Genomic DNA, 25,475 nt, shown 5'->3' with positions numbered 1-25,475 from the left:
GAGTTGATCCGAATTAAACGTATTGATTCAACCATAACTTACATGCAGCACAATGGCAGAAAACAGTGAGGTCAATCCATCTGAAAATATAAATGATACCACAGACCAACTGGAAGGTGGTACCTATGAAATACTTCAAAATAGATTAAAAAAAAGTGCATCAGATTTACAAGGGCTGTTAAAAAAGCTAAATGAAGAGCGAAAAAAAGTCTTTGGATCCATTGAGACCGTACTGGTAGGTACGGAAAGGGTGACTACAGATAACAATTGTGTGCCTTGTGACATGGTACCTGTAGGTGGTATTTTTCTTTTTGGATATAACGTACATTTAGGTCTTAAAACAGATACTCAACTTTCAGATGTTTTTAGTATTTACACTTATCATGATCATGAGTTTCATCAGGAAGACCTCGGACTGATTAATGATAAAGTATTTGCCGAGGACTTCAAGAAACTCTATAAGTATTATAAAAACACCCATTTCGTAAAGTTTTTCAAAAATGGTGTCGACCTCCATATGGTATTTAGAATCGGTAAAGATGTTACGGATGTAAAAACCTTTAAGTGGAAGATAATAGGTGATAAACTCAAGTACATAGATAACCGGAGTGACCATGAATTTAAGTTTCCTGAACAGCATGACTTTAAATGGAAAAAAACCACCAGGGATAATTTCAGACAAGGCACTTTTTCTCACGTTTCTATTGAAGATAAAGTGTTTGTAGAAACCACCGGAGGTGACCTGACCATCAAGGTAGAAGATAATACCGATGATGGTAAAGGAATATATTCGGAACCGGTAGATCATAAGGATCAAACGCTTGAGGACGCTGAGATTTATTATGCCATTGTTGGTAACATCGTTATTTTGAAAATAAGACCATATCAGGAAGATTACCGGTATATCGTTTTTAATGCTAAGGTCAATCAAGCCAGAAGGATAGACGAATTACAAGATTCATGCATTCTGTTACCGGACGATCATGGCATCATTTTCAGAAATGGATATTATTTGCAGGCCGGGGAATTTAAGAAATTCGATACTGCATTAACTTCTATGATATTTGAGAAACGTATCGCATCTCCTAATGGCGAAGATTATTTATACGTTTTTTATAATCGGTCTACGGGCACTTATCTGTTGATGCATTATAATCTGATAGAACAGAAAGTGGAAAACCATACCATTTGTCATGGCTTCTCTATTTTTGAAAATGGTGAAATGTGCCTATTCAGGGCAGACGAAGAAGCTAAGAAACATCATGTTATTCAAATATGGCAAACTCCTTATACCGGTCCGGACTTCGCCGTGGAAGGGTCCAACGATTCATATTTAAGTAAGATTGGAAACAAGGAAGTAGTGAGGGCCATGGCGGAATGTAATGAGCTACTGAATCTGATCCATAAGGATGATTCTTACAGTGGGTTGTATGTCGATCTCATTAGGATTGGTACGGATATTCTTGATTCATACCACTGGTTGAATAGAGAAGAGACATTTGGTTTGAATGTGCCATTAGAAGAGATTCGGCAAGTGGCTTCTTCAGCAGTGGATGAGTTTGAGAAAGTAATCAAGATCAAAGAAGCTACTGGTAATCATATTGAAGAAGTCACCAATACGGCTGATGAACTTATCAAAAGAATAAAAAAAGGCACAGCTAAAGATATTGATGTGTATGTACTAAACCTTGCTGATCTCCGCAAAGTGAGGGGGCAGGTGGTGTCATTGAAAGAGTTAAGATATGCGGACCTGGAAGTGATTGATAGATATGATGACCAATTGGCAGAATTCTATAAAAATGTTTCTCAGGATTGTGTAGGTTTTCTCCTGCAGGATAGAGCGTTGGCTTCTTATGAAAATAAGGTGACTGCTCTAAAAGAGCGAATTAATGAAGTGAAAAAAGTTGTAGAGGCCAATGAGATTGAAATACAGATCAATAAAGTATCCCAGGAACTTGAAATGCTAATTGAGATTGTGAGTAACCTGAAAATCAAAGATGCCACTCAGACTACACGGATCATTGATAATATCTCTGCCATTTACTCTCAGTTCAACCAGTTGAAAGCAGCATTGAAAAAAACACGTAAGGAGTTGATGGGTGTTGAGGGCAAGGCAGAGTTCAATGCCCAGATCAAGTTGGTGGACCAGGGTGTGATCAACTTTATTGACCTGTGTGACAGCCCTGGAAAATGTGATGAATACCTAAGCAAGACTATGGTACAACTTGAGGAGTTAGAGGCTAAATTTTCAGAGTTTGATGAGTTCATTGAGAAGATAAGTGTAAAGCGTGAGGAGGTGTATAATGCTTTTGAGAATAGAAAGCTGAACCTGATAGAGGAAAAAAACAGAAGGGCCAATACTTTGATGCAGGCAGCAGGCCGAATATTAAAGGCGATAGAAAACAGGATATCACGTTTTGAATCCATCGCAGAGATCAATGGGTATTATGCTGCTGATATGATGATTGAAAAGATAAGAGGTATCGTAGATGAATTAGGGGAAATGGGCGATACTGTTAAATCCGAGGATATCGTCAGCAGGCTTAAAACGTTAAAGGAAGATGCTGTACGCCAACTGAAAGACCGGTCTGAATTGTTTGTGGATGGTCAGGATGTGATAAAATTTGGACCTCATAAGTTTGCGGTAAATACACAACCTTTTGACCTGACTATTGTCAGGAAAGAAGATGCGTTATATTTTCATTTGGCAGGAACAAATTTTTTCGAAGCGATTGATAATGACATTGTAGCTACCTATTCTGCTGTGCTGGATCAGGTGCTCGTATCAGAAAATGACCTGGTGTATCGTGCGGAATATCTGGCTTACATGATTTTGGAGGATGTTAATACTCAACCGGATACTTCTGTGGAAGATCTCTATCAAATGTCTGATAAGGATCTGAATGAGTACGTGGTTAAATTTATGTCTGTTCGTTTCGATGAAGGGTATATTAAAGGGGTCCATGACAGTGATGCCGCACATATCCTACGTGCTTTGGTCAACCTTATTCATACCTCGGATTTACTGCGATATCCTGCTACCGCAAGAGCTATGGCAGCGTTGTTTTGGAAAAAATATATCTCACCGGATAGAAAAGAACTACTGGATCACCAACTGAAGGGGGCTGGTATTATTTTACAGGTATTTCCTGATTCCAGGGAGTTTGATAACCTGTTGGTCTCTCTGCGAAATGACCTGTTGGATTTTACAGAAAATACGCAATTATTTACTCCGGAGCATGCAGATACTGCAGCTGAATACCTTTTTTACGAGCTTTCACGAGGGGATAAATTTGTAATAGATAAAGAGGCGGATAATTTGCTGCACGCTTTTAAGGCTCACTTGAAAACGAAAAAAGTTCAAAAGCAGTTTGATGATTCGTTAAAAGGTTATGGCAATAATCTATCTCAGGCTTTTTATCATGTAAAGAATTGGGTGAATTCTTATATCCAAACTCAGGATACTAATGAAAATTGGAAAGATTATGCTGAAGAGGTAAGTGTTATATTACTTGCAGATGATTATCATAAAAGTAAAGTAGTGCATGCTTCGCTAAACATTTTTCTGGAAGGGCTACAAGGGAATCATGCATTGCTGTCAGACAATAAATATGAGCTGCATTTCAATCATTTTACTCAAAAGTTGAAAAAATACCGGCGGGAGACTGTTCCTCTTTTTGAAGCTTATAACAGGTTGAAGAAGGAAATGACCCATGATTTTGCTGAATCTCTGCGCCTGGAGGAATTTCGGCCTCGTATTATGTCTTCTTTCGTGCGTAATCGATTGATTGATGAGGTTTATCTACCCTTAATTGGTGCTAATCTGGCAAAGCAGATAGGAGCTGCCGGAAGTGAAAAGCGGACGGACTTAATGGGATTGCTTTTGCTGATCTCCCCTCCGGGCTATGGTAAAACTACATTGATGGAATACATTGCTAACCGTCTGGGGGTGATCTTTATGAAGATCAATGGCCCTGCTCTTGGACATGATGTAGTGGCGCTTGACCCCAAACAGGCTCCAAATTCGGGAGCACGGGAAGAGTTAAAGAAATTGAACCTTGCTTTTGAGATGGGGGATAATGTTATGATCTATTTGGATGATATCCAGCATTGTAATCCTGAATTTTTGCAGAAATTCATCTCTTTATGTGATGCGCAACGTAAGATAGAGGGAGTGTATAAAGGGAAAAGCCGAACCTATGATTTTCGGGGTAAGCGTGTATGTGTGGTCATGGCAGGTAATCCATATACTGAAAGTGGTGAGAAATTTCGCATTCCGGATATGTTAGTCAACAGGGCGGATATTTATAACCTTGGAGATATTCTCGGAGATACTGAAGATGTTTTCAAACTAAGCTACATTGAAAACTGCCTTACCTCAAATGCAGTATTGGGAAAACTGGCTGGTAAGAGCCATAAAGATGTACTTTCCGTTCTGAAGATAGCAGCTAGTGGTAAACAGGAGGGAGTAGATTTTGAAGCGAGCCACTCACCTGAGGAAATCTCAGAATATGTGGAATTAATAAAAAAACTATTGGTGGTGCGGGATGTCATACTCACCGTCAATCTACAGTATATCTATTCTGCAGCACAGTCTGATGAATATAGAACTGAACCCCCTTTTAAACTTCAGGGCTCTTACCGTGATATGAACAAAATTGCGGAAAAAGTGGTGAGCGTTATGAACGAGGATGAATTACAAAATCTGATTATATCACATTACGAAAGTGAATCACAGACACTTACTTCAGGAGCGGAGGCTAATTTATTAAAGTTTAAATCTTTGATCGACCTGATGAGTCCGCCGGAAAAAGAACGTTGGGAAGATATTATTACACTCTTTCAGAAGAAACAAGAATTAGCTGGTTATGGAGAGGGTAATCAGACAGGTTTGGTGGTGAAAGAAATGGGAAATATATCAAAGCACCTGGATGGCATAAGAGAAGAGATGTTATTGTTAAATTTAAAACACAAACCAAAGAAAGATGAGAACGAGTGATGTTTTTAAGGTCATGATAGTCCTGATATTACTGGCTTTTGTAGGTGGGTTTATTTTCAGAGTTTTATTTAAACTAGGTATATTGGCATTGATCATACTAGCAGGGATGTATTTGTTTAAAAAAGTATTTGGTAGCTGAGTAAGATCATTTTTATGGTGCATTAGCCTTGGCATATGATCATTGAAATATAAATAAGATTAAAAAACATGGGACTATTTGATTTTTTAAAGAAAAAAGAAAAAGAGCCGGAATATGATGTGACAAATCTGAGTGTCAAAGATCTGGACCAGGGTTTTATCCTGGAATATGACATGAAATCCTGGGAGATAAAGGAGGTGTATGAATATGACTGGGGGGGTAATAATATCTCACGCGAATATATGATGGATGCGGGAGATGAAGTGATTTACCTTGGAGTGGAAGATGAAGGTGAGCTGTTCATCACGGCTATGAAAAATATTAAGATCCGTAAACTGGGGGATGATATTATTGATAAGACTATAAAAAAAGAAAGGCCACCGAAAAAATTAGAATATGAAGGGATAAAATACCACCTGCATACCGATAACGCTGGTTATTTTAACGATAAAACGAAAGGAACGGACGACTGGGAAGAACTGGTTTCGTGGGATTACTACGATGACGAAGAAGTACATATCTTGTCTATTACCCAATGGGGAGAACGTGATTTTGAAGCTTCGGTAGGTAAGGTGGTCAAAGCATACCAGATATCGAACATTATTCCCGGGCAATAACCATGGGCATTGGCCTTTTAGTATAGGGCTGGCTATTGACAGGCCCTTTTGATTTGTTATATTTGGTTCTGTATTAATAATTTACAAATGAAAACGTTAAAAAACTCACTACTTTTCATCTTGGCTTTAGGCATGATGAGTTGTGGGGGGAAGAAATTTCAAAAGAATCCGGTCGATATCATTACTAAAGATATACCTTCCGACCATGTGTTTTCTATTATTCTCTATGACATGGATGTAGAGGGTTCATTTTTTCATAAGTACAATCATCAGTATCGTATCATCGAAGAAAAAACACCTGGTAAACCCGAAGAGCGCATCACGGATTGGTACGAAGTAGATAAGAATTTCTTTGAACGCCATGCCAACGATATGGGGATGGAGTTGGCGTCACGGGACTCTACCGGTAAACTGGTGAAGAGTGTGAGCCCTCCCGGTTATAATAATTATGTAGGCAATAAAAGATATGGCTATTGGAACAACAGCGGGGGAAATAGTTTTTGGGCCTTTTACGGGCAATATGCCTTTATGAGTAGCATGTTTAACATGATGTCATACCCTGTCAGGCGGTCTTATTACGATAACTACAGGGGGAGTTATTATGGTACCGGACGGTCATATTACGGCCCCACTACAGGAGGAAGGTCTTACTATGGCACAAATAGTAATTATACCCGCAGCACCCGGCCTAACTCCGTTTGGAGCAATAACAAGTCTTCATTCAAGCAGCGTGTGGCCAACCGGACTTCCCGGTCAAGTTCAAGATATGGTAGTTCCAGCTCCAGGTCCAGGGGTGGAGGTTTCGGTAAATAACATTAAGGCCATTTAAAACGAATCAACATGACATCCATTATTGATAGTATCATTACCACGGCCGTTTACCTGGTCGCATCTTTTATTCTGTTTTTAGTAGGCAAATTTGTTTATCAACTGTTTCATCCCAAAGTAAAAGTAAACCATGAATTAGTCGAAAACGATAATTTCGCTTTTGCGATAGCGTATGTGGGATACTTTATTGGCCTGTTATTAGCGATAGGTAGTGCTGTGATGGGGGAGAGTAATGGTATTTGGCTGGATTTGACGGACATAGGTATTTATGGGGCATTAGTGATATTACTGCTGAATTTCTCCATCATTATTACAGATAAATTGATCCTGAATCGATTCAGCGTAAAAAAGGAAATACTGGAACAGCGTAATATAGGTACAGGTGTAGTAGAGGCTGCCATAGGTGTTGCCACGGGTTTAATCGTATTGGGAGCTATTCATGGTGAAGGACATGGTGACGGCGGGCCAATTGTCACAGGTATTTTGTATTGGCTGCTAGGCATGGCATTGATGTATGTAACATCACTGGTATATAACCTTATTACTCCCTATGATGTACATGAACACATCGAAAAAGGGAACATAGCGGTCGGTATCGGTTTTGCAGGCGCGTTGATAGCCATAGCTAATCTGATCCGTTTTGCTTTGATGCACGATTTTGAAAGCTGGATCATTACCCTGGAAGATGTGGGCATTGATGTAGGTATTGGATTGATATTGCTTCCATTAGTACGCTTTGTCGCAGATAAAGTACTACTGCCAGGACAAAACCTTACCGATGAGATTGTAAACCAGGAGCACCCTAACTGCGGAGCGGCATTGGTCGAGGCCTTTGCGTATATCGGTGGGTCTGTATTGATCACCTGGGCGCTTTGATAAAAAAAACTTCGTTTATGCGTATTTAATAAGTAAAACTTATTGATAATTCCGATGGCAAGGTTAAAATATTTCCAAAGTCCCATTGAAATGTTGTGATACTGAAAATCAACTGTATCCGAATCTAAATAGTTAATATGCCGCATTGTGTCGGATGACTAATCCCTATTTTCAATTATACATTTCACATGTTTTTTACAGTTGAAATTAGACAAAACCTAATGGCAACTGTGAAGCCTGGGGTTTAAAATTTTATAGTTCGGTAGGGGTGCATGTGTTGGCAAACAAAAAAGAATTGGCTCCATGAGAGCGGCCTGAAAGTCAAGCGTTCATCAAAACGTAAGCATCAAATAATAGGTGTCAATGTATATCCAATCCAACCAGTCTGGTTACTTTGCCAAAATAATTGTTTAACCAAAGCCATTTACACCACCGTCAGCCTGTGAAACTACGTTCAAATGTATTAAAGCTCGCACTCTTTGCGACAGGGCTATCTGGTATAGTGGCTGAATACATCCTTTCCACACTTGCTACTTATTTTCTTGGTGATTCGGTCTTTCAATGGACAATGATCGTTTCCATTATGTTGTTTTCTATGGGACTGGGGAGCAGAATAAGTAAAAATATCAAAGTTAATCTCTTAGAGCGCTTCATTTTTATTGAGTTTACCCTCTCGATACTGGCTGCGTTTGTGTCTGTGATCACTTATTCAGCCTCAGCTTTCTACGGATATACCGGTTTTGTGATCTATTCTCTCAGCGTGGTGATTGGTCTGCTCATAGGCATGGAAATACCACTTGTGGTAAGGCTCAACGATGAGTTTGAAGATCTGCGTATTAATGTGTCTTCTGTGATGGAGAAGGACTACTACGGAAGCTTGCTTGGAGGAGTATTCTTTGCCTTTATAGGGTTGCCCTATCTGGGACTTACGTATACCCCTTTCATTTTGGGAGGGATCAATTTTATTGTAGCGTGCGGGCTTTTTTTGATGCTGCGGTCTGTCTTGGATGAAAGATTAAAAATGAGGTTAAACCTGGCTACCATAGGTACGCTGACTTTGTTGTTTACCGGGGTTTTCTTTGCGAAAGCTATCATTACCTATGGAGAGCAATCCCGTTACAAAGACCGTGTAGTGTATGACGAACAGACCAAATATCAAAAGATCACGATCACACGGTCCGAAGATGGTTATTGGTTGTTTCTGAATGGAAACCAACAGTTGAGTTCTATTGATGAAGTCATGTACCATGAACCGCTGGTCCATCCCGTAATGCAGTTGTCACGTGATCCCGGGAGTGTACTTGTCATGGGTGGAGGGGACGGCGGTGCGGTCAGAGAGATATTGAAGTATGAAGAGGTAGAAGATATTACTTTAGTAGACCTTGATCCTGCTATGACTCAACTTGGTCAGACCCACCCATGGCTGGTACAGATGAACAGGAACAGCATGAACCATGATAAAGTGACTATTTTCAATGAAGATGGGTTTAACTTCCTGGAAGATGATAATAGATTTTACGATGTGATCATAGTGGATCTACCGGACCCTAAGACCGTGGAATTGGGTCGTTTGTATTCCTTTGAATTTTATAAGTTATGCTATAAAAGATTACGTCCAAACGGGCTCATCATAACCCAGGCAGGTAGCCCGTATTACGCTGCCAAAGCATTTAATTGCATCGATAAAACCATGTCCTCGGCCGGATTCTGCACCGTACCTTTACACAACCAGGTGGTGACACTGGGCGAGTGGGGTTGGGTCCTGGGAGCGAAGCGAGGCAATAAAGAAGGCCTTAAAAGCGCTTTACGATCATTGGATTTTCATCAAAGGTCTACGGAATGGATCAACCGGGAGGCTATGACCCTCATTACTTCTTTTGGTAAACCTGTTTTCCTTGGGAGTACAGACAGCGTTGAAATTAATAAGATCCATAACCCGGTATTGTATAAGTATTACCTGGATGGGAATTGGGATTTGTATTGAATATGAATCCAAGGGATATGGCCTGAATTGGCATGATAAAAACCTCTGTAAATATGCTGAAATAGTTTACGCTATGTTGATGATCATTGGGTATTTAATGAGTTGAATTCAATAATGAAATAATTGGCAAAGGAAGTATCTGGCTTACTAAGGTCTCCATTCATAATTATTTTGTCCTTGTAAATGTCAATGGTATCAGGAATGAAACCCTTGCCGTAGGGTTCATCTAAGAAGATAATTTTATTTTCCTGTAGTTGATATTTGCCTTCAAACTTCTCAAAAGCGCCCATCCATGTGACCGGTATAAATTCGAAGGTGTTATCTTCCCTTAATGTCAAGTTTAAAGAACTCAAATCATCAATTAATCTTGCTTTTAATACAGGTTCGCTTTTTAGAATTTCAGTTCGTGACAGCAAAATCATTCCAGCGATCAAGCTGGAAAATGTGATGATAAAAACGGATTTCCAGTCCTTGTTCAGTAACCCGATAAGCCATGTGAAGAAACATGCCAGTCCAATGATCATAGTAAGTACCGGTTCCAAAAACCATAAAGTGCGCCAAAGGAAACTTTCGAAAATAGTTGCCAGTAGGAGAAAGGTTCCAAATACTATGGCAAGAACATTGGGTTTACTCATTTTAAGAGGCTTTTGAAATGCTGTCAATAACCGATAATTCTTTCAGCTTGCCGGTCTTTTCTGATTTGACCTTTGTGAGTATAGCTTCCAAAACAGGTAACATATTATTCAGATTTCTGGTCTTAATAATGAAATTCCAGACCGGTTCAAACTTCTTCCATCCGCCTGAATAGAAAAGGTGTTTTAGTTTATGTCTTATGGAGTCATGTTGAGCACTGGCTTTTAAAATATTGGTCCATTTGTAAAACTCCTTATAGGCCCAATCGTACCCTTCTTTTAGCTCCTCCGGAGTGAGTTTTGTCGTTTTGTATACCACATGGCGTGTGTCGTACAAGTCCCAGTCGCGGCTGATGATGCGTTGTTGAGCGTCCATATTTTTGTATAAATTGGTTCCGGGGTAGGGAGTGAGTATATGATACGTGGAGGTGGTAATGGCATTTTCAACGCCCCAATCAACGGTTCTTTTAAAAACGTCCCGATCGTCGTCATCCAGGCCAAATACAAAACTTCCATTGATCATTATACCCAGGGAGTGCAGGCGGGCGACTGCTTTTTCGTAGTCCTTTTTTAAATTTTGTTTCTTATTACTCTGCCGGAGGTTTTTGGCTGAAAATGTTTCAAACCCAACAAACAGACTTCTTAACCCTGATTCAGCTGCCTTTTCTATTAAGTCTCCTCTTAGAATAGAGTCAATGGTTGCAGCCCCCTGGAATACCCTCCCCATTCCTTTCATACCTTCGAAAAGGGTATTGGCAAATTTGGCGTTACCCAGCAGGTGGTCATCCAGAAAATAAAGGTGCCTGCCGGGAAGCCGTTCTATTTCCGCCAGCGCATCATCCACTGCCTGTGTGTAAAATGATTTTCCTCCTTCAAAAAATGCGTCTTTGTAGCAAAAATCACAATGATGAGGGCATCCTCTTGTCACCACAATAGAGTTAGGGACCAGGTAGTGGTTTCTTTTAATGAGATCACGCCGGATAGGAGGGATCTTGTTCAAGGTTCTGATGGATGAACGATACACCTTCCCGGGACGCTTGTTTTTGAAATCGTTAAGAAATTGTGGAAAGGTTTCTTCACCAGGCCCTAAAAAGATGGAATCGGCATGTAAAGCAGCTTCATGAGGTAAAGAGGTGACATGAAGCCCACCTAAAATGACATAAGCGCCCTGGCTACGATAATGGTCGGCAATCTGATAAGACCTGTAGGCGTTGGTAATGTAAACCTGGATGATGACCAAATCCGGTTCATCATTTAAGTTGAGCTGTTCAACGTGTTGATCCTGTAGGTCAATTTCATCTTCAGGATCCAGGTAAGCTGCTAAAGTAGCCAGCCCTAAAGGCGGGAACAGAGAATATTTGACGGGTCTCCAAAAAGGACTTTCTGCTTCGGCAAGCGCGGGTAGGATGAGCTTGATTTTCATGTCGTGACAGAGCTTAATATTTAATAAGTATTTAAAAGTACTTTGAAATTCAAAGTAATAATAACTATTACGTAAATTCCTGACATTTGGTTTTTTTTAAATGAATTTAAGCGTATTGCATCTTGATATATAAGATGGTTCTGAAACAAAAAAAGCGTATTAAGATCCTCTGATGGTAGCATTAACACAGTTATGCTATGACCTAAAACCGGATAGAGACATCCGCTTGATTAATTCGAGAAACGCTAACTTGATCGTAGAGACCGAAACATGATGTAGAGATTTGGCTCATTTGAAGGGGTGCTACGCCAAACACAAAACCCTTTATTGTACCCATGTTATCAGAAGGTTCTACCGAGTTATATACTTTGTACGGTGTGATTTTCCTGAGAATTATGACCGAACCAGTCATTACCTATACCGTGGTATTTATAGTATACATTATCTAAACGACGGGGACGTTCCCTGTTAAGATACCTGTTTTGTCTTATATCAGTTGAGTGAAGTTTCTATCATACCAAAAAAACACCATTGCCAGGAACAGGATAGAGTACGGAAAGTATTGGGTGAAACTCATTGGTTATCCGTTGACCTTGGTCAATCATGTGTGTGTTTATTTGTTCCGGTGGTTAGTTATATCTTTATAAAAATTGTAACTGACAAAATGGGGCAATACACACCACCGATTGATGATAACCTTTTGAATATAAGTGATCGGCAAAAGCTCAATGAAGAAGAAGCAAGAGGTGTTATAAAAGCGGAACAGTTCATATATGATCTTGAAGAAGATGTAACGATAAGTGCTGATTTGATTTTGAAATTACACCATATTGCATTTTCACACTTGTATGAATGGGCAGGAGCATGGAGACGAAGTGACTTTCAGGTTGGCCCCCATGTTCCACCTGGCTATAATGAAGTTCCTTTGCGTATGTACCAGTTTGTTGATGAATTGAATTTTAAGTTTGGCAAGGTGAAATCAGATAAAGACTTAATACATCTGCTGGCTTATGCTCACCATCGAATCGTATTCATTCATCCTTTTAATAACGGAAATGGTAGAACAGCTAGATTATTGACTAATCTAATTGCTCTTTTGAAAGGTTATGATCAAATCATACTTTATCATAGAGAGGGTCAGGAGAGGTCAATTTATTTAAAAGCTGTAAGAACTGCTGATAATTATGATTATAGCTTATTAGAAGAGTTGATCAAGTCACAGCTTAAGAAGCTGGATTAGCTTTCAGTTCGTCATAGATTCTTTGAAGCTTTTCAAGGGACACGCCTTGTCCTTCTAACATCATAGAAGCATATACTGAACGGACTATACGTTCTTTGATCGCTTTAGGACTACTTAGGACTTTGTATTTGTCTTTTAACTTCATAATAACAAAGTTAAATAAAAAAGTAGTTATTTGAATTCACCCAAGTACAAAACGGTAAAATAGTGTTTAAAGTTATGATTGGCACTGTATCTAATGCGTATGGTACTATCTTGCATATGGAACAACGGTGTTTATACGATACTTAGCCACATAAAAAGCAAAGCTATATAAGCTTTCTACCCTTCTGTTCGTAACATTGATGCTATGACCTAAAAGCGGATAGAGACATCCGCTTGATTAAACTTGAGAAACTGTATGGATTGTTTGGTTTTTCATCTGGTGGGTAGAAATATGTGGTCCTGGATCAACGGATACACGTTTGGGGACAATATAACTTTTAATGTAAGATTACAGCTCCTCTTCGAACCTCATTATGCCTGATGAATGGCATAGGGCACTAAATTCAAAATTGTATCATCAATAAGCGATGTGACGATCCCTTATTTCCTGATGTATATCGGCAATTTTTACCAGTACCCCTGTCTCTTCCACATCTCCGAAATCCGGATTATGTGCCGTGCCGAAGGTTAACATGGTAGACGATAAGTTCATGTAAATATTAATGAGAGGGGGTATCCACTCACCGCGGTCCTTTAGCAGTTTGTAAAGAAGCTTAAAACCTTCCGTGTACGATGTGTTTTTATCAAAATGTTCTTTAAATAAAGCATCATCAAATCCAGCAAAAAGCTCCTTTTTTGGTTGGCATAAGTCCAGCCTGTTCGGAAAATAGTGCGCCATAAAGGATAACAAAATATCACGTGCTTCCTTGTTGTAGTTCGTGTACATGGTCACTTTTCCAAAGAAGTACTTGATCTCGGGGTATCTGATGACAAGCGCTCCTAACCCATCCCAGATATTCATCAAGGCGAAAACACCTTTTCTCGGGTTTATGGCAGGTTGATAATCAGGTTGAACCCACGACCTCCCTAATTCGATGGAATAGGGGAGATAATCTTTTTTCATTTGCTCTGAAAAATTGAAATAATGGGCGGTAGAAAGCTCATATTCTTCTGTAACATCATTAAACGAACGTTTACCGGTAATGTAGCGATATCCACCGATGATTTCCCGGTCTCGGGGGTTGTAGACAATCAACTGTTCATAACATCGCTCGCAGGTATCACATTCATCTATATCAATTTCTAATCCGGTGCCACCTCCTGCGTAGCGGAAAGAGACTTCCCTAAGTCTTCCTATTTCCCGCATAGTATTGGGTGAGTTATGGTGGTTTACAATGTAGATTTTGTTGTCACTTTTATTTGTATTTCTAATGAACCGATCTTCAGTTAGTTCATCTTCTATAAGCCTGCGTTCTACGGGAGGAATGATATTTTGTCGTTCGTTGTATTCCATATCGCCTACTCGGCCTCTTTTAATTGATAAACCTGTTTTTTTACCCACTGTGCCCATTCTTTGTCTGATTTATCGGAGGTAAAATGTTCTGGCTTAATTGGGTTTCCAATCACAATGTCAATTTTTGTATTGGCTTGTTTGAACAACTCGTCCACCAGAAAAAACATTTCAATATTCAATTTAACACCTAAAAACTTTCTAACATTAGCTAATCTATAAAAACGATTGGTTAATCTGCCATCAATATGAACAGGAACTACAGATTTATTGTATTTTTTTGCTTTTGATATAAATGTTTTTTTCCACTCAAGGTCTTCTATTTTACCTTTTGTCTTTCTGCTTACCAGGCCTGCCGGAAAAATAAAAGTAGCTGTACCTGAGGCAAATTGCTCTTCTACTTTTTGTAAAGATGCTGCCGCATTCCTACCCACTTTATTGACGCCAATGAATTTTTCTTTCAACGACCTTACATTCATTAGTAAGTCATTAACAATGAATTTAATGTCAGGTCTGGTAGTCTTGAATGAATGAATAATGGCGATGGCATCTAATCCGCCTAAGGGATGATTGCTGACAAAAATACAACTCTGAGGAGGTTTTGGCACATTTTCCAAACCTTTAGTATCGAGTTGAAGGTTGAAGGTTTCAATTGCTCCCTGGCTGAAGCCGTAGGCATCTTCATCTTTATACTTTGCCATGAAGGCATTGACTTCATCCTGATGAATAACACGTTCTATCCACCGGACGACAAAGCCCGGAAGCCACTTTAACAGCTTTTTGTTCTTGCTAACGATCAGTCTTTTGACATCAACGAATTTATCCATTCAAATCGGTGAAGCGGGTTTAGATTAGAGGCAAGTTTAATTTTATTTTAGGGTTTAGCCAAAAAGATGAAGAGATGCTTAAGAGAAGAAAATCATGAAAAAAACTGAAGTTGATCATAATTTAAAATAATATCACCTAGCCCGGCCTGGCATTTGTCTTTTTCATAGTACCAGTTTGAATAAGGCAAAGGGATCATTTTAACCCCTGACCTTCCCAATATCTGATATTCGTTAATATTATTGGCTGAATAAAATTTACCCGGGTAGCCGATCAGGTCGATGCCAAAGTAACCGTTTTTTGTGTAGAGTAATATGTCCACCAGTATTCCCGCAATAGTGTAGTCTGTATACACCTCTTCCACTTTATCGCTAAAGAATGATACTACTTCTTGCATAAATTCATCGTGCATGGGGTCTGATGCTTGCCTTTTTTTCTCTTCAGCAGATTGGATACTTTGAACATATTTAGACAAGAGACTTTCCATGGAGGGTCTGGTAACAGAGTAGAAAACATGCTGAGCGATTTTGGCGCGTGTAATGGCCACATTAAATACTGCAGGCGTATTTAAGTAATTTAATGCAGTAGTATGTGTGTCATCGTCGATGCAAAACGAAATGACGATAATATCACGTTCATCTCCCTGGAATGAATAAGGCGTACCCACTTTTATGCGATGTTTTTCAATGAGAGAAGGAGTAAGGACGTCATTGACCCGGTCAAATAAGAACTCTGCCTGACTTCTGAAAGGACTTAGAATTCCGATGCTTAACGCATTGCCCTGATCTATTTCCGTTTGTTCCTGAACCATACGGCTTACCAGCTCTAACACTTGTTCGGCCTCTATTTCGTTAATACCCTCTTTGGACCTTTTCCCATCTACTATGGTTAGTTTGACGGCAAATTGCTGTGCATGGTGAGGTAGCGTTTTTATTACCTTTAGACGACTTTGGTAGAATTGTTCATTACTAAAACCTATCAGGCTGTCGTTTCCTCTGAAATGCTCATCCAGGAATGTGACCTGCTGTTGGTTTTGGATTTTTTCAAAATATACATCTAAAATACTGGCATCTCGGTATTCGAAGTAACGGTCCGCAGCATGTTCCGAAAGCCCATATTTTTCTCTGAAAAGCCTGATCAACCCCCTGGATAGAAAAGAATAATGTCTTAATTGTTGTGGATCACCCACTATAACCACTCTTTTCGCACGCTGTAAGGCTGGCAGGCACGAGGAGATATCGCATTGTGAGGCTTCATCAATGATCACCAGGTCAAACAGGTCCTTTTTAAGTGGCAGCACCTCATAGAGGTCACTTAACTTGCATATCCACACCGGTAGAGCTTTAAGAATTATGTTAAAATCAATGCCCTCAAAAAGGGCCTCCTGCTTTGAAAGCGTTCTGGCCCTGATGGCCTGAAGAAAATCTCTGAGTTGTTTTCTATGATGCTTTATAGTCCTCCAAAGCTGATATTCGAAATGACTGACTACATAGCCTTTTAAATCGGTTATGTATTGATCTTTTATGGAATAATAGCCCATTGCCAGGTCCCAGTGCGGTTCCTGCAAACCGTTTAGCCACTGGTAATACTTCTTTACAATAGTCGAAAAAATGTTGCCGGTTTTATTTTCAAACAAGTATTCTCCCCAACGCAGATCATCAGAGATCTGTGCATATAATTTTTCCGTCAGGTCTTCCAGGGATTTCTTATGGACTGAGATTTTTTCAATGAGTTCGGCAGATCTTTCGTCCCCATAGCTGTAGGACACAGGTACGCCGCTAAGTATGTTTTTCAGCTTTTCTTTGAGCTTCTTTAAATGGTGTTTTTTCCCCGCTCTTACAGCCAGGTCGGGAATGCCGATCTCATGTTCAATTTTATGATATATCACGTCAACGGCCTGATCAGTTTTAGAAACGATTAATACTGATTTACCGCGGTTTACCTGGTCCACTGCCAAAGTGGATATAGTGAATGACTTTCCTGTACCAGGTGGTCCAATGACCACCGTTTCGTTATGGTTGTTGGCCGACGTGATCACATTTTGTTGCGATTGACTGAGAACGGCTGGTACGTGAATATCCTGCGTCTGAGATACTTCAGGTTCAGACAATTGATAATTGAAGAAATTTTGGATCGCGGAAGAGGGGGTGGACTGAGATCTCATTTTATCCAATTCGGACAAAATACCCAGGGTAGTAGTGGAATGCTTCAATACACATATGGCCGCCGCCGGATAAATTTTAAAACCGGTATGTTTAGTCCTTAATTTTGATTTCAACTTAGATTCACTGGTATAGCTGGGATACATCAGTAACTCTTCCGCATCAAATTGAACAAAAGATGACTCCAGTTTCCGCTTGAGCAGACCACAATTTTTGAAAGAAAATGGAGTGCTAATGATCTCATTGAAAACCTCTGAAATCTCAATGGAGCCATCGATACGGTGATTTTCTAAAAAAGGAAGGTTAGGCCTGGCAAGTTTTTTATCAATGGATAAAAAGAACAAATTGTCATTTACTGAAATATGGGCAGGATAGAAAAACAAGGGTGCACAGATGGAGGTTGACTTACCATTCTGGCTGGTTTGTTTTCCGGTAATAAAAAAGCTGCATAAATACAGTGATTTCTCCTGTCCGTATACACTTAAGTTATCGAGAATGGGTTGAGCGATCGATTCTTGAATCGGTATTTTCGGAATGTGTTCGCTTAGTAGCTCATCTTCTCCATCCAAAAAACTTCTGTTTTCTACTTTAGAAGATAAAACGTTTGTAAGGCTGAGTGTTCTGGTGTCAGCTTCGTAACAACTTTTATAAAAGTTTAGAAGATTATCGTAGTCCATTTACCCGTGAAAAGTAGATGAAACCACGTAATAGTACAAAGGATCACAGGATTATCTGGATAACTTATAGGGCGCTTAAACCAGGAGCTAAAAATGACGCTCGTTACTCCGAACTGTCATTGAAATCAGAAACTATTCAATAACCTTAAATGCGATGGCTTGTCCTCCTCCGGGGGCTAGTTGAAGATCTAGTTTATCCGTGTAAGTCACCTTTTTTCTGGTTATTTCAAAAGCCTCCGGGTTATCTTTCCAGTGTGCGTCTTTAGCATCAGCGTAAATGACGGCTTCATATTGCTTTTCCGTATTAAGAAAAGACAGGTCTATGTTAAATGTTCTCGGGTTTTCATCTGAAATGCTGCCCAGGTACCAGTTTTCCGTCCCGCGCTCCTGGCGAACTACGGTATAATAATCCCCTATTTTACTATGGAGTACTTTACTCTGTAACCAGTTAGTGGGAACATCTTTGATAAATTCAAAGGCCTCATTGTTTTCATAGTTTTTGGGCAGATCAGCTGCCATTTGTATCGGGCTGAACATGGTTAAATAGTAAGCCAGCTGTTTGCATAAAGTAGTTCTTATACGAAAGGTCTGATCACTCCAATCTTTATCAGGAAGTACCATACTGAAGATGCCGGGAGTAAAGTCTATGGGGCCTCCCAATATTCTGGTGAAGGGTAATACTACCCCGTGTTCAGGAGAGTTCCCCACACTCCAGGCATTGTATTCTTGTCCGCGCGCGCCTTCTCTGGCCATTAAGTTAGGATAAGTACGCTGCTCACCGGTAAACTTTATAGGCTCATGGTTGACTATTTGTAACTTATATTCGGCGGCTTTTTGTACCATTTTTTTATAATGACGTACCATATATTGTCCATGATGATGCTCTCTGTAAGTCTTTTTGTCGTAGTCATAATTTACATCACCCGTATAACCTACTTTTACCGTTTTTATGCCCAGGTCACTGCACATTTGGTACAGTTCATCCATGGCAGGCTCATAGTGGTCAATGTCGGATATCGTTTCATGATACATCATCATACGAACTCCCTTCTCTTTCCCATAGCGACAAACTTCTTCAATGTCAAAATCATCCGTCGGGGTTTTCCAGTCGAAAATTCCATATCCGGTCCATGACCCCTCCATATCGTCCCATCCTTTGTCCCACCCCTCTATTAGCACATCAGGGATTCCGTGTTTTGCAGCAAAGTCAATATGGTATTTGGCATTTTTGGTATTTGCGCCATGGGGCCTGTTGATAGGCTTTCCGAATTGGGTTTTTTCAGCCCACGCACTATTTCCTATGTGAAGTTCCCACCAAATGCCTATATATTTATACGTTTCGATCCAGTCCGTATTTTCATAGGCACAGGGAGGATTCAGGTTCATGATCATATCTGACTCAACCAGTCCTCCAGCGTTGTTGGCAATTTGAAGGGTTCTCCACGGGGACTGGAATGGGGTGCTGGCCCTGACCAGGTCACCATTCAACCAAGGGGTCAGGTGGGCTTTTAGTTTTGTGCCTTCCTGCGTATTCAATAAATTCATTCCTGCATAATCTGTGAGATCCGCCTCGTGGAGGCTAACTACCAGATCGTCATTAATTTCGATAGTAGTTGGTGTATTCGCCATGTGAGCGCGCTCTTCCTTGTCAGGTCTCCTGTAGAAGTTTAACGTATCTCCGATGGCACTGATCGGCGAGTTGTAATAGACTTTCTCATAATTATCATAATCGGCAAAATTCCACCATGCCTTATAGTCTTCGTAAAAATTAAATTCGGTCAGTTCATTCGTAATAATAAAATCTTTGAGATTATCCTGTTCAGGGAATATATACCTGAAGGCGATCCCGTCATCATAGGCCCTGGCTTTTACATCAAGTAGTATTCCTGTTTTTTTCTGTTCTAAGTGAAGTATTAGCTCATTATAATGATCTGTTACGGTTTCTCTTTGGCCCCATACAGTATTCCACTTCGTATTGCTGGTATTTTCTTCCGATGACAGCAAGACAAAGCCACTTTTGAGTGACGTTTCCTTAAGCTCAAAGCCCAAAGCGGAAGAAGTGATAAATTGTAGCTCTTTATGACTTACTGTATAAAATAATTCTCCTGCATCATTTATTGAGAATGAGAAAACATTCTCTTTGCCGGGGGAATTTACCGTAGTTGCAATCCTTTTATTCGAGTCACATGCTGCAAGGATCACTAAAAAAGATAAAAGAAATAGCCTGATCATTCGTGCCGTATTTTGGTTTTAACTGCCTGTAGGGAGTACCCAAACGTGTACATCTGTAGCAAGATCTGACTTTTAAAGTTAGAGTAGAGCGCAAACGTTGTACTTTCCCCGGATTATGTGTTGCTTGGGTTGTTATCTAATCGTATTTCACGTAGATGCCCCTGGCGACGGGTTTGAGCAAATGACGGAATTGGAATATGTAGTCAATGATTGAAACGCAATTCGGCGTTTTTCCCTACCCGGATTTTTTGATCAGGGATCTAGCGATACGCACGTCATAAGGTCTTTTTTTAAGGTTTTCCGGTACCAGTGCCTTTAGCTCCGGTAGCATTTTCAGCGTAGCGCCTTCCATATGATCAATGGCGTTTAGAGCCTGGACACGGATCATTATCCTGTCAGAGCTAAGCTGCTTTCGTAGGTAAGCTATGGCTTTCTGTTGGTCGTTCATACCGTACAGCGTCTCTGCTATGACAATACCAGTAGAGGGTTCTGCCTCATCAAGGGCTTTTAACAGATCATTCCTGGTACCTGAAGCTTTTTCCTTTAACATTAATATCCCAGTGGTTGCCCAGTACTGTGTTACGGGGTCTGTATTTGTTAGTCGATCAACGAAATAAGAGAGGTTTGCCGGATTGCGTTCGCCGGCTTTTTGTGCCAGTCCAATAAGGTCTTTTACAGGGTATCTATCAGAATGTGTATAATGGTGAATAGTCTCATTTTTATCCAGTTCAATGCGTTTAGCCTCCGGTATAAAACCGGCGTCTCGTTGGGCTACTTGCCATTCGGTTAAAACGTCGGATAATCTTTTTCGTACAACTTCAAAATTCACATCATTTATCAGGTTATTAATGCAGTACGGATCTGCTCCCAGGTCATACAATTCCTCTGAGGCTCGTGGTTCAAAAAAAGCTGATCGCGTTTTGTCAAGTGTTTGGCTTTGGTAGGCTTTTGCCCATGCTTTCATACCCTGGGCTTTCCAGAGTGTTTCTAAATGCTGGCCATAAGGCCTGTGAGGCAGATAATTTCTCGTGTAACGATAGTTTCCATCGGTAACAGAGCGAACAAAATTGGTCCGTTCATCCATTCTGCCGGCAAAAGCATACGCATAACTTTTGCCAATAACTGATTTTAGAATGGATCGTCCTTCCATTGCTGCAGGCTGTGCTAAACCTGCCAGATGAAGCAGCGTAGGGGCCAGGTCAATAAAACTTACAGGATGAGTTAGCTTACTTCCAGGCGGATAGGGGGTAAGCCCCTGGTACTTTTTGGGTACACGAACTATAAGAGGTACGTGCAGGCCGGCCTGGGTAGCATAACGCTTTGTTCCGGCCATTGCTCCTCCATGATCACTATAATAAAATACAATGGTGTTTTCTGACAAACCTTCTGAGGCCAATTGATCCAGTATTTTACCCACTTGTTGGTCCATTTCCTCTATTCTGTCATAATATACGGCGTAGTCATTTCGCATTTCCGGGACATCCGGGTGGTAAGGTGCAAGATCTACACTTTCAGGGTCGTGCCTGGCGATACTATCGCGATGTAACCTGCTTTCATGCGTGGTCATCAGGTTCACAATATGAAAAAAGGGTTGGCCTTCCTTGCGGCCATGATAGCTGGCCTCTTTACTGCTGACATTCCATACTTCCGGTTGATCAACCGTATTGTAGTCTTTTTTTGAATTGTTGGAAGTATAATAACCTGCCTCTTTTAAATAATGCGGGTAAAAACGGATGTGTTGTGGGATTTTATAGGTGGAACGCATGTGTTCTGTTCCAAATGCAATGGGATAAGTACCTGTAATAAGCGTAAAACGTGAAGGAGCACATACCGGAGCGTTGCTGTAGGCATTTGAAAATAGTATTCCTTCTGCTGCCAGTGCGTCCAGCCTGGGAGTATTGGCCACGCTGTCACCATAACAGCCGAGCCAGGGACTATTATCTTCACTCACGATCCAGAGTATATTAGGGGGTGGTAAGTCGTCCTCTGTTTCTTGATACCGTGAGCATGAAACGGAGACTAGAAGATATATTGATAATAGAATTAAGGAGTTTTTCATACTGACGGTTTCCCTAAAAGACGAGGGGGGCATTTTGCACCCCTACGCATAGCAATTGTGGCGGCTGCAAGACATTTGATCCCACTTTCAGCCTGGAAAATATAAGCGAAAGCCATAATCTTTTATCCACTGGAAACATTTTTATGTCGATCAAATGCTTATCCAACACGTTAACACATTTCTTTTTTGAATTGATTTGGGGTAAACCCATAATATATCTTAAACTGCTTAATAAAGTAGGAAACGTTGTTATAGCCTACGTCAAAACAAACATCCGTTACGGATTTTTCAGGTATTTTTAATAATTCACAAGCTTTTTGTATTCTTTCCCGGTTAATAAATTCCATGGGGGTCTGTCCATAGTGATTTTTGAACACCCGGAAAAAATTAGGTTGACTCATATGTATTTTTTTAGCCAGATTCTCTATGGTCAGATTGCCTGTCAGATTGAGTCGAATATACTGACCAATGAAAGTAAGCCGATCACCTAACAGATAGTCTTTATGTTGTGTGAGATGGCCACTTTTTCCTCTGGCCTGAATAAATAATATAATTAATTGTTTGAGCCCCAAAGTAAGTATATGGTTACTTTGAGGTTTGGTTTCCTGTGTATAGAGCAAATGTATTAACTCTGAAATGACCGAACCGGAATCATTGTGATTATCATCAAACAGCTGCGAGAGTATATTGATAATATCTCCATGTTCTTTGTTGAGGTAATGGTCTTCAATTTGGGTCAATGACTCTTTTACTCCAACGTAAAACATCCCTTTGACTTTTCCGTCAATGAAAATCGGTTTATATGCAGCAGAATACCAGTCGTTTACTACAAATGCTATGCCCTGGTAAGTCTTACCTTGCTCCACTGTTTTTACTACAGGAGAGTAGGAAGGGATGTAAGTGTTGATGGCCCGGCTGCCGTCATTTTTCAAAACGTTGGTACTTATGCGTAGAAAACCCTGTGGGATTTTTTGGAAGACGGTAGATGTGCTGGAAGTTTTTTCCTGTATTTGATCTACCATATGATTGTCGTAGTGGACTTGTTGGTCCCGGGTATACCAAAGGGGAACTTCTACCTTACTCATCGAACCGCTGATCTGATGGGCAGCCATTACATTGATCATACGTTTTTGGTCCTCTAGGATGTCTCCCCTTTCATGAAGAATTTGTTCTGCAATCTTCAAAGATTGATCGACCTCGATCTGTTTAGCATTATTTTCATCCTCTAAACAGCTATAGAGCTGTACCAGGAATTCTTTTAAGTCAGGTGTATTGTTTGGATCAGGCATTACATTATTCGGGCATTAGGTGTTTTATTCCGATAATGAATACAACAAGAAAAAAAATGGAAGGTTGCTCTTTAACCGAACCCAGAAGATATGTATTTACCTTTTATATAGAGGTTTGTTGATTTTATGTGTTGAAAGTCAGTTTTTTATGTAAATAGTAAATGGGGCTTTTCAATGAATAAATAAATTGAAAATAGTGTATACGACCAGCCTCAAAACGTTAAATTCAACTCTTTGAGTGCACTATCAGGCAAATATTATCAGTGTTTTAGCAATTACCTGGGCGATACCCCATATCAGTGGGATACTTACAAATGCCCACGATAAAAAGATAAATACCGGTGATGTTTTTCGTTCTTTTTCCATCATAAAGTGGTTTATGTCATTTCTGCTTTGACTGTTTCAGATTTAGGTGGCTCATGGGTATGCTGAGCATTATAATGATATTTCTCCGCAACAGGTTTTACCATCATATTGCATATGAAGCCAATTAAAAGTAACCCTGCCATAATGTACATGGTGAAAGAATATGCCTGAGATGCAGGGAGTCCCACGGTTTCAATTTGATAAGCCCTTAAATAATTGATCATTGAAGGGCCGAATACGGCAGCTAAAGACCATGCCAGCAGAAGTCTGCCATGGATGGCTCCTACCTGCATTGTGCCAAACATGTCACGCAGGTAGGCAGGTACAGTGGCAAACCCACCTCCATACATACTTATAATGATGCAGAAAGCCAGGATGAAAAATACTGCGCTGCCCATGGTCCCTAAGGAGGGGACAATAAAATAGAGCGTGGCCCCTAGCAAGAAGAAGATACTGTAGGTATTCTTACGACCTATTTTGTCTGAAACGGAAGACCAGAAAAAGCGCCCAGCCATATTGAAAAGACTAAGCAGCCCTACAAAACCGGCTGCCGCAGCTACGGTTATGGCAGCACCCGCCCCTACTTCTTTTTCAGAAAACATTTCCTGTATCATGACCGACGCCTGTCCTAACACACCAATACCCGCTGAAACATTCAGCATCAGTATGGCAAAAATTAACCAAAATTGCGGTGTTTTGATAGCATTATCGGCATCTACATCAGCATCTGTGATCATTTTTCTGCTTCCTTTGGCAGGGGCAGTATATCCTTCGGGCTTCCAGTCCGGGGCGGGGACACGTACTGTAAATACTCCAAACATCATAAACAGAAAATAGAGAATGCCCATCACCAGAAAGGTTTCTGCGACACCAACTGAAGTAGGTGAGCTAAAGAATTCCATCAGATAAACAGATGAAGGGGAAGCGATCATGGCCCCACCTCCAAAACCCATAATAGCCATTCCGGTAGCCAGGCCTGGCCGGTCCGGGAACCATTTGATAAGTGTTGAAACCGGTGATATGTAACCAAGCCCAAGACCTATGCCACCAAGCACGCCATGTCCTAAATACACCAGCCATATGCTGTGGAACATTACCCCTGTGGCAGCTATTATAAATCCACCGGAAAAACAGGCGGCTGATGCAAACATGGCCATTCTGGGACCTACGCGTTCGAGCCATTTACCAAAAAAGGCAGCAGATGCACCCAATACAAACAAAGCAATACTAAAGATCCAGCCAAGAGTAGTCAATTGCCAGTCCAGGGGGCCTGATTCAGTGACCCCGAGGATGCGGGTCATAGGTTCATTGAAAACACTGTAAGCATAGATCTGACCTATGCAAAGATGGATGGCTAACGCAGCAGGAGGTACCAGCCAGCGACTATAGCCGGGCTTTGCAATGCTGTGGGCCTTATCTAAAAATGCCAAACCGGTCATAAAACAAACTTTTAGGTGAATGATTGAAATTTGAAGTATTCTTTGAAAGAAGGATAATCATAAATTCAGCTTACGCGCTGATCCGGGGTGTCTGCCTATCGGTTAGCTCACACGGCGAATCCCACTTCATACATGCAAATTGGTACCTTTTACTCAGAAAAAATGCAACAGAACTATTAATGTTTTGAGACAA

At 40.5% G+C, this 25,475-nt stretch carries 16 protein-coding genes; 6 read left to right on the top strand and 10 right to left on the bottom strand.

What is annotated here, in order from left to right; translation table 11 throughout:
- Positions 1–52: 52 nt before the first annotated feature.
- The 5 genes from FNH22_RS25450 (at position 53) to FNH22_RS25430 (ending at position 9,443) form a co-directional block, all read left to right on the top strand.
- On the top strand, positions 53–4,999 hold the full coding sequence (locus FNH22_RS25450; protein ID WP_143401331.1) for a DNA repair ATPase: 4,947 nt from the start codon (positions 53–55) through the stop codon (positions 4,997–4,999).
- Positions 5,000–5,206: 207 nt separating this feature from the next.
- Complete coding sequence (locus tag FNH22_RS25445) at positions 5,207–5,755, top strand: DUF4178 domain-containing protein (RefSeq protein ID WP_143401330.1); 549 nt, start codon at positions 5,207–5,209, stop codon at positions 5,753–5,755.
- A gap of 87 nt (positions 5,756–5,842) precedes the next feature.
- Positions 5,843–6,568, top strand: coding sequence for a hypothetical protein (locus tag FNH22_RS25440; RefSeq protein ID WP_143401329.1), 726 nt, complete (start codon positions 5,843–5,845; stop codon positions 6,566–6,568).
- Between the two features lie 27 nt (positions 6,569–6,595).
- Positions 6,596–7,459, top strand: coding sequence for a DUF350 domain-containing protein (locus FNH22_RS25435; RefSeq protein WP_143401328.1), 864 nt, complete (start codon positions 6,596–6,598; stop codon positions 7,457–7,459).
- Between the two features lie 442 nt (positions 7,460–7,901).
- Complete coding sequence (locus FNH22_RS25430; protein WP_143401327.1) at positions 7,902–9,443, top strand: polyamine aminopropyltransferase; 1,542 nt, start codon at positions 7,902–7,904, stop codon at positions 9,441–9,443.
- Between the two features lie 83 nt (positions 9,444–9,526).
- Here the strand turns inward: FNH22_RS25430 and FNH22_RS25425 are convergent, their stop codons facing one another.
- Together FNH22_RS25425 and FNH22_RS25420 are read right to left on the bottom strand one after the other, a co-directional pair.
- The gene (locus FNH22_RS25425; protein WP_143401326.1) at positions 9,527–10,078 is read right to left on the bottom strand and encodes a hypothetical protein; all 552 of its coding nucleotides are present in this window, start codon (positions 10,076–10,078) and stop codon (positions 9,527–9,529) included.
- 1 nt (position 10,079) lies between these two features.
- Entirely contained in the window at positions 10,080–11,498 is a 1,419-nt protein-coding gene (locus FNH22_RS25420) for a B12-binding domain-containing radical SAM protein (RefSeq protein ID WP_143401325.1), read from the bottom strand.
- Positions 11,499–12,162: 664 nt separating this feature from the next.
- Between FNH22_RS25420 and FNH22_RS25415 the strand changes: the two genes are divergently transcribed.
- Entirely contained in the window at positions 12,163–12,738 is a 576-nt protein-coding gene (locus FNH22_RS25415; protein ID WP_143401324.1) for a Fic family protein, read from the top strand.
- Here FNH22_RS25415 and FNH22_RS32140 read toward each other — a convergent pair.
- The 8 genes from FNH22_RS32140 to FNH22_RS25380 all read right to left on the bottom strand — a co-directional run bounded on the left by FNH22_RS32140 (position 12,722) and on the right by FNH22_RS25380 (position 25,282).
- Positions 12,722–12,883, bottom strand: a complete 162-nt coding sequence (locus FNH22_RS32140; protein ID WP_185154404.1) for a hypothetical protein — start codon at positions 12,881–12,883, stop codon at positions 12,722–12,724. The genes FNH22_RS25415 and FNH22_RS32140 overlap by 17 nt on opposite strands.
- Before the next feature lie 417 nt (positions 12,884–13,300).
- Positions 13,301–14,236: a GNAT family N-acetyltransferase gene (locus FNH22_RS25410; RefSeq protein ID WP_143401323.1), complete on the bottom strand. Its 936-nt coding sequence runs from the start codon at positions 14,234–14,236 to the stop codon at positions 13,301–13,303.
- Between the two features lie 5 nt (positions 14,237–14,241).
- Complete coding sequence (locus FNH22_RS25405) at positions 14,242–15,060, bottom strand: 1-acyl-sn-glycerol-3-phosphate acyltransferase (RefSeq protein WP_143401322.1); 819 nt, start codon at positions 15,058–15,060, stop codon at positions 14,242–14,244.
- Between the two features lie 92 nt (positions 15,061–15,152).
- Positions 15,153–17,897, bottom strand: a complete 2,745-nt coding sequence (locus FNH22_RS25400; RefSeq protein ID WP_143401321.1) for an AAA domain-containing protein — start codon at positions 17,895–17,897, stop codon at positions 15,153–15,155.
- 132 nt (positions 17,898–18,029) lie between these two features.
- Entirely contained in the window at positions 18,030–20,129 is a 2,100-nt protein-coding gene (locus FNH22_RS25395; protein WP_143401320.1) for a glycoside hydrolase family 97 protein, read from the bottom strand.
- Positions 20,130–20,364: 235 nt separating this feature from the next.
- Positions 20,365–22,188, bottom strand: coding sequence for a sulfatase (locus FNH22_RS25390; protein ID WP_255518158.1), 1,824 nt, complete (start codon positions 22,186–22,188; stop codon positions 20,365–20,367).
- Positions 22,189–22,358: 170 nt separating this feature from the next.
- Positions 22,359–23,477 (bottom strand): Cache 3/Cache 2 fusion domain-containing protein, encoded by a 1,119-nt coding sequence (locus FNH22_RS25385; RefSeq protein ID WP_143401318.1) that lies wholly within the window; start codon positions 23,475–23,477, stop codon positions 22,359–22,361.
- Positions 23,478–23,854: 377 nt separating this feature from the next.
- Complete coding sequence (locus FNH22_RS25380; protein ID WP_221420352.1) at positions 23,855–25,282, bottom strand: OFA family MFS transporter; 1,428 nt, start codon at positions 25,280–25,282, stop codon at positions 23,855–23,857.
- Positions 25,283–25,475 lie beyond the last annotated feature (193 nt).

Origin of the sequence: Fulvivirga sp. M361 (assembly GCF_007097395.1) — a bacterium.
Lineage (GTDB): Bacteria > Bacteroidota > Bacteroidia > Cytophagales > Cyclobacteriaceae > Fulvivirga.
The sequence above is the reverse complement of the archived record's forward strand: the minus strand, read 5'-3'. Positions and strand labels throughout refer to the sequence as shown.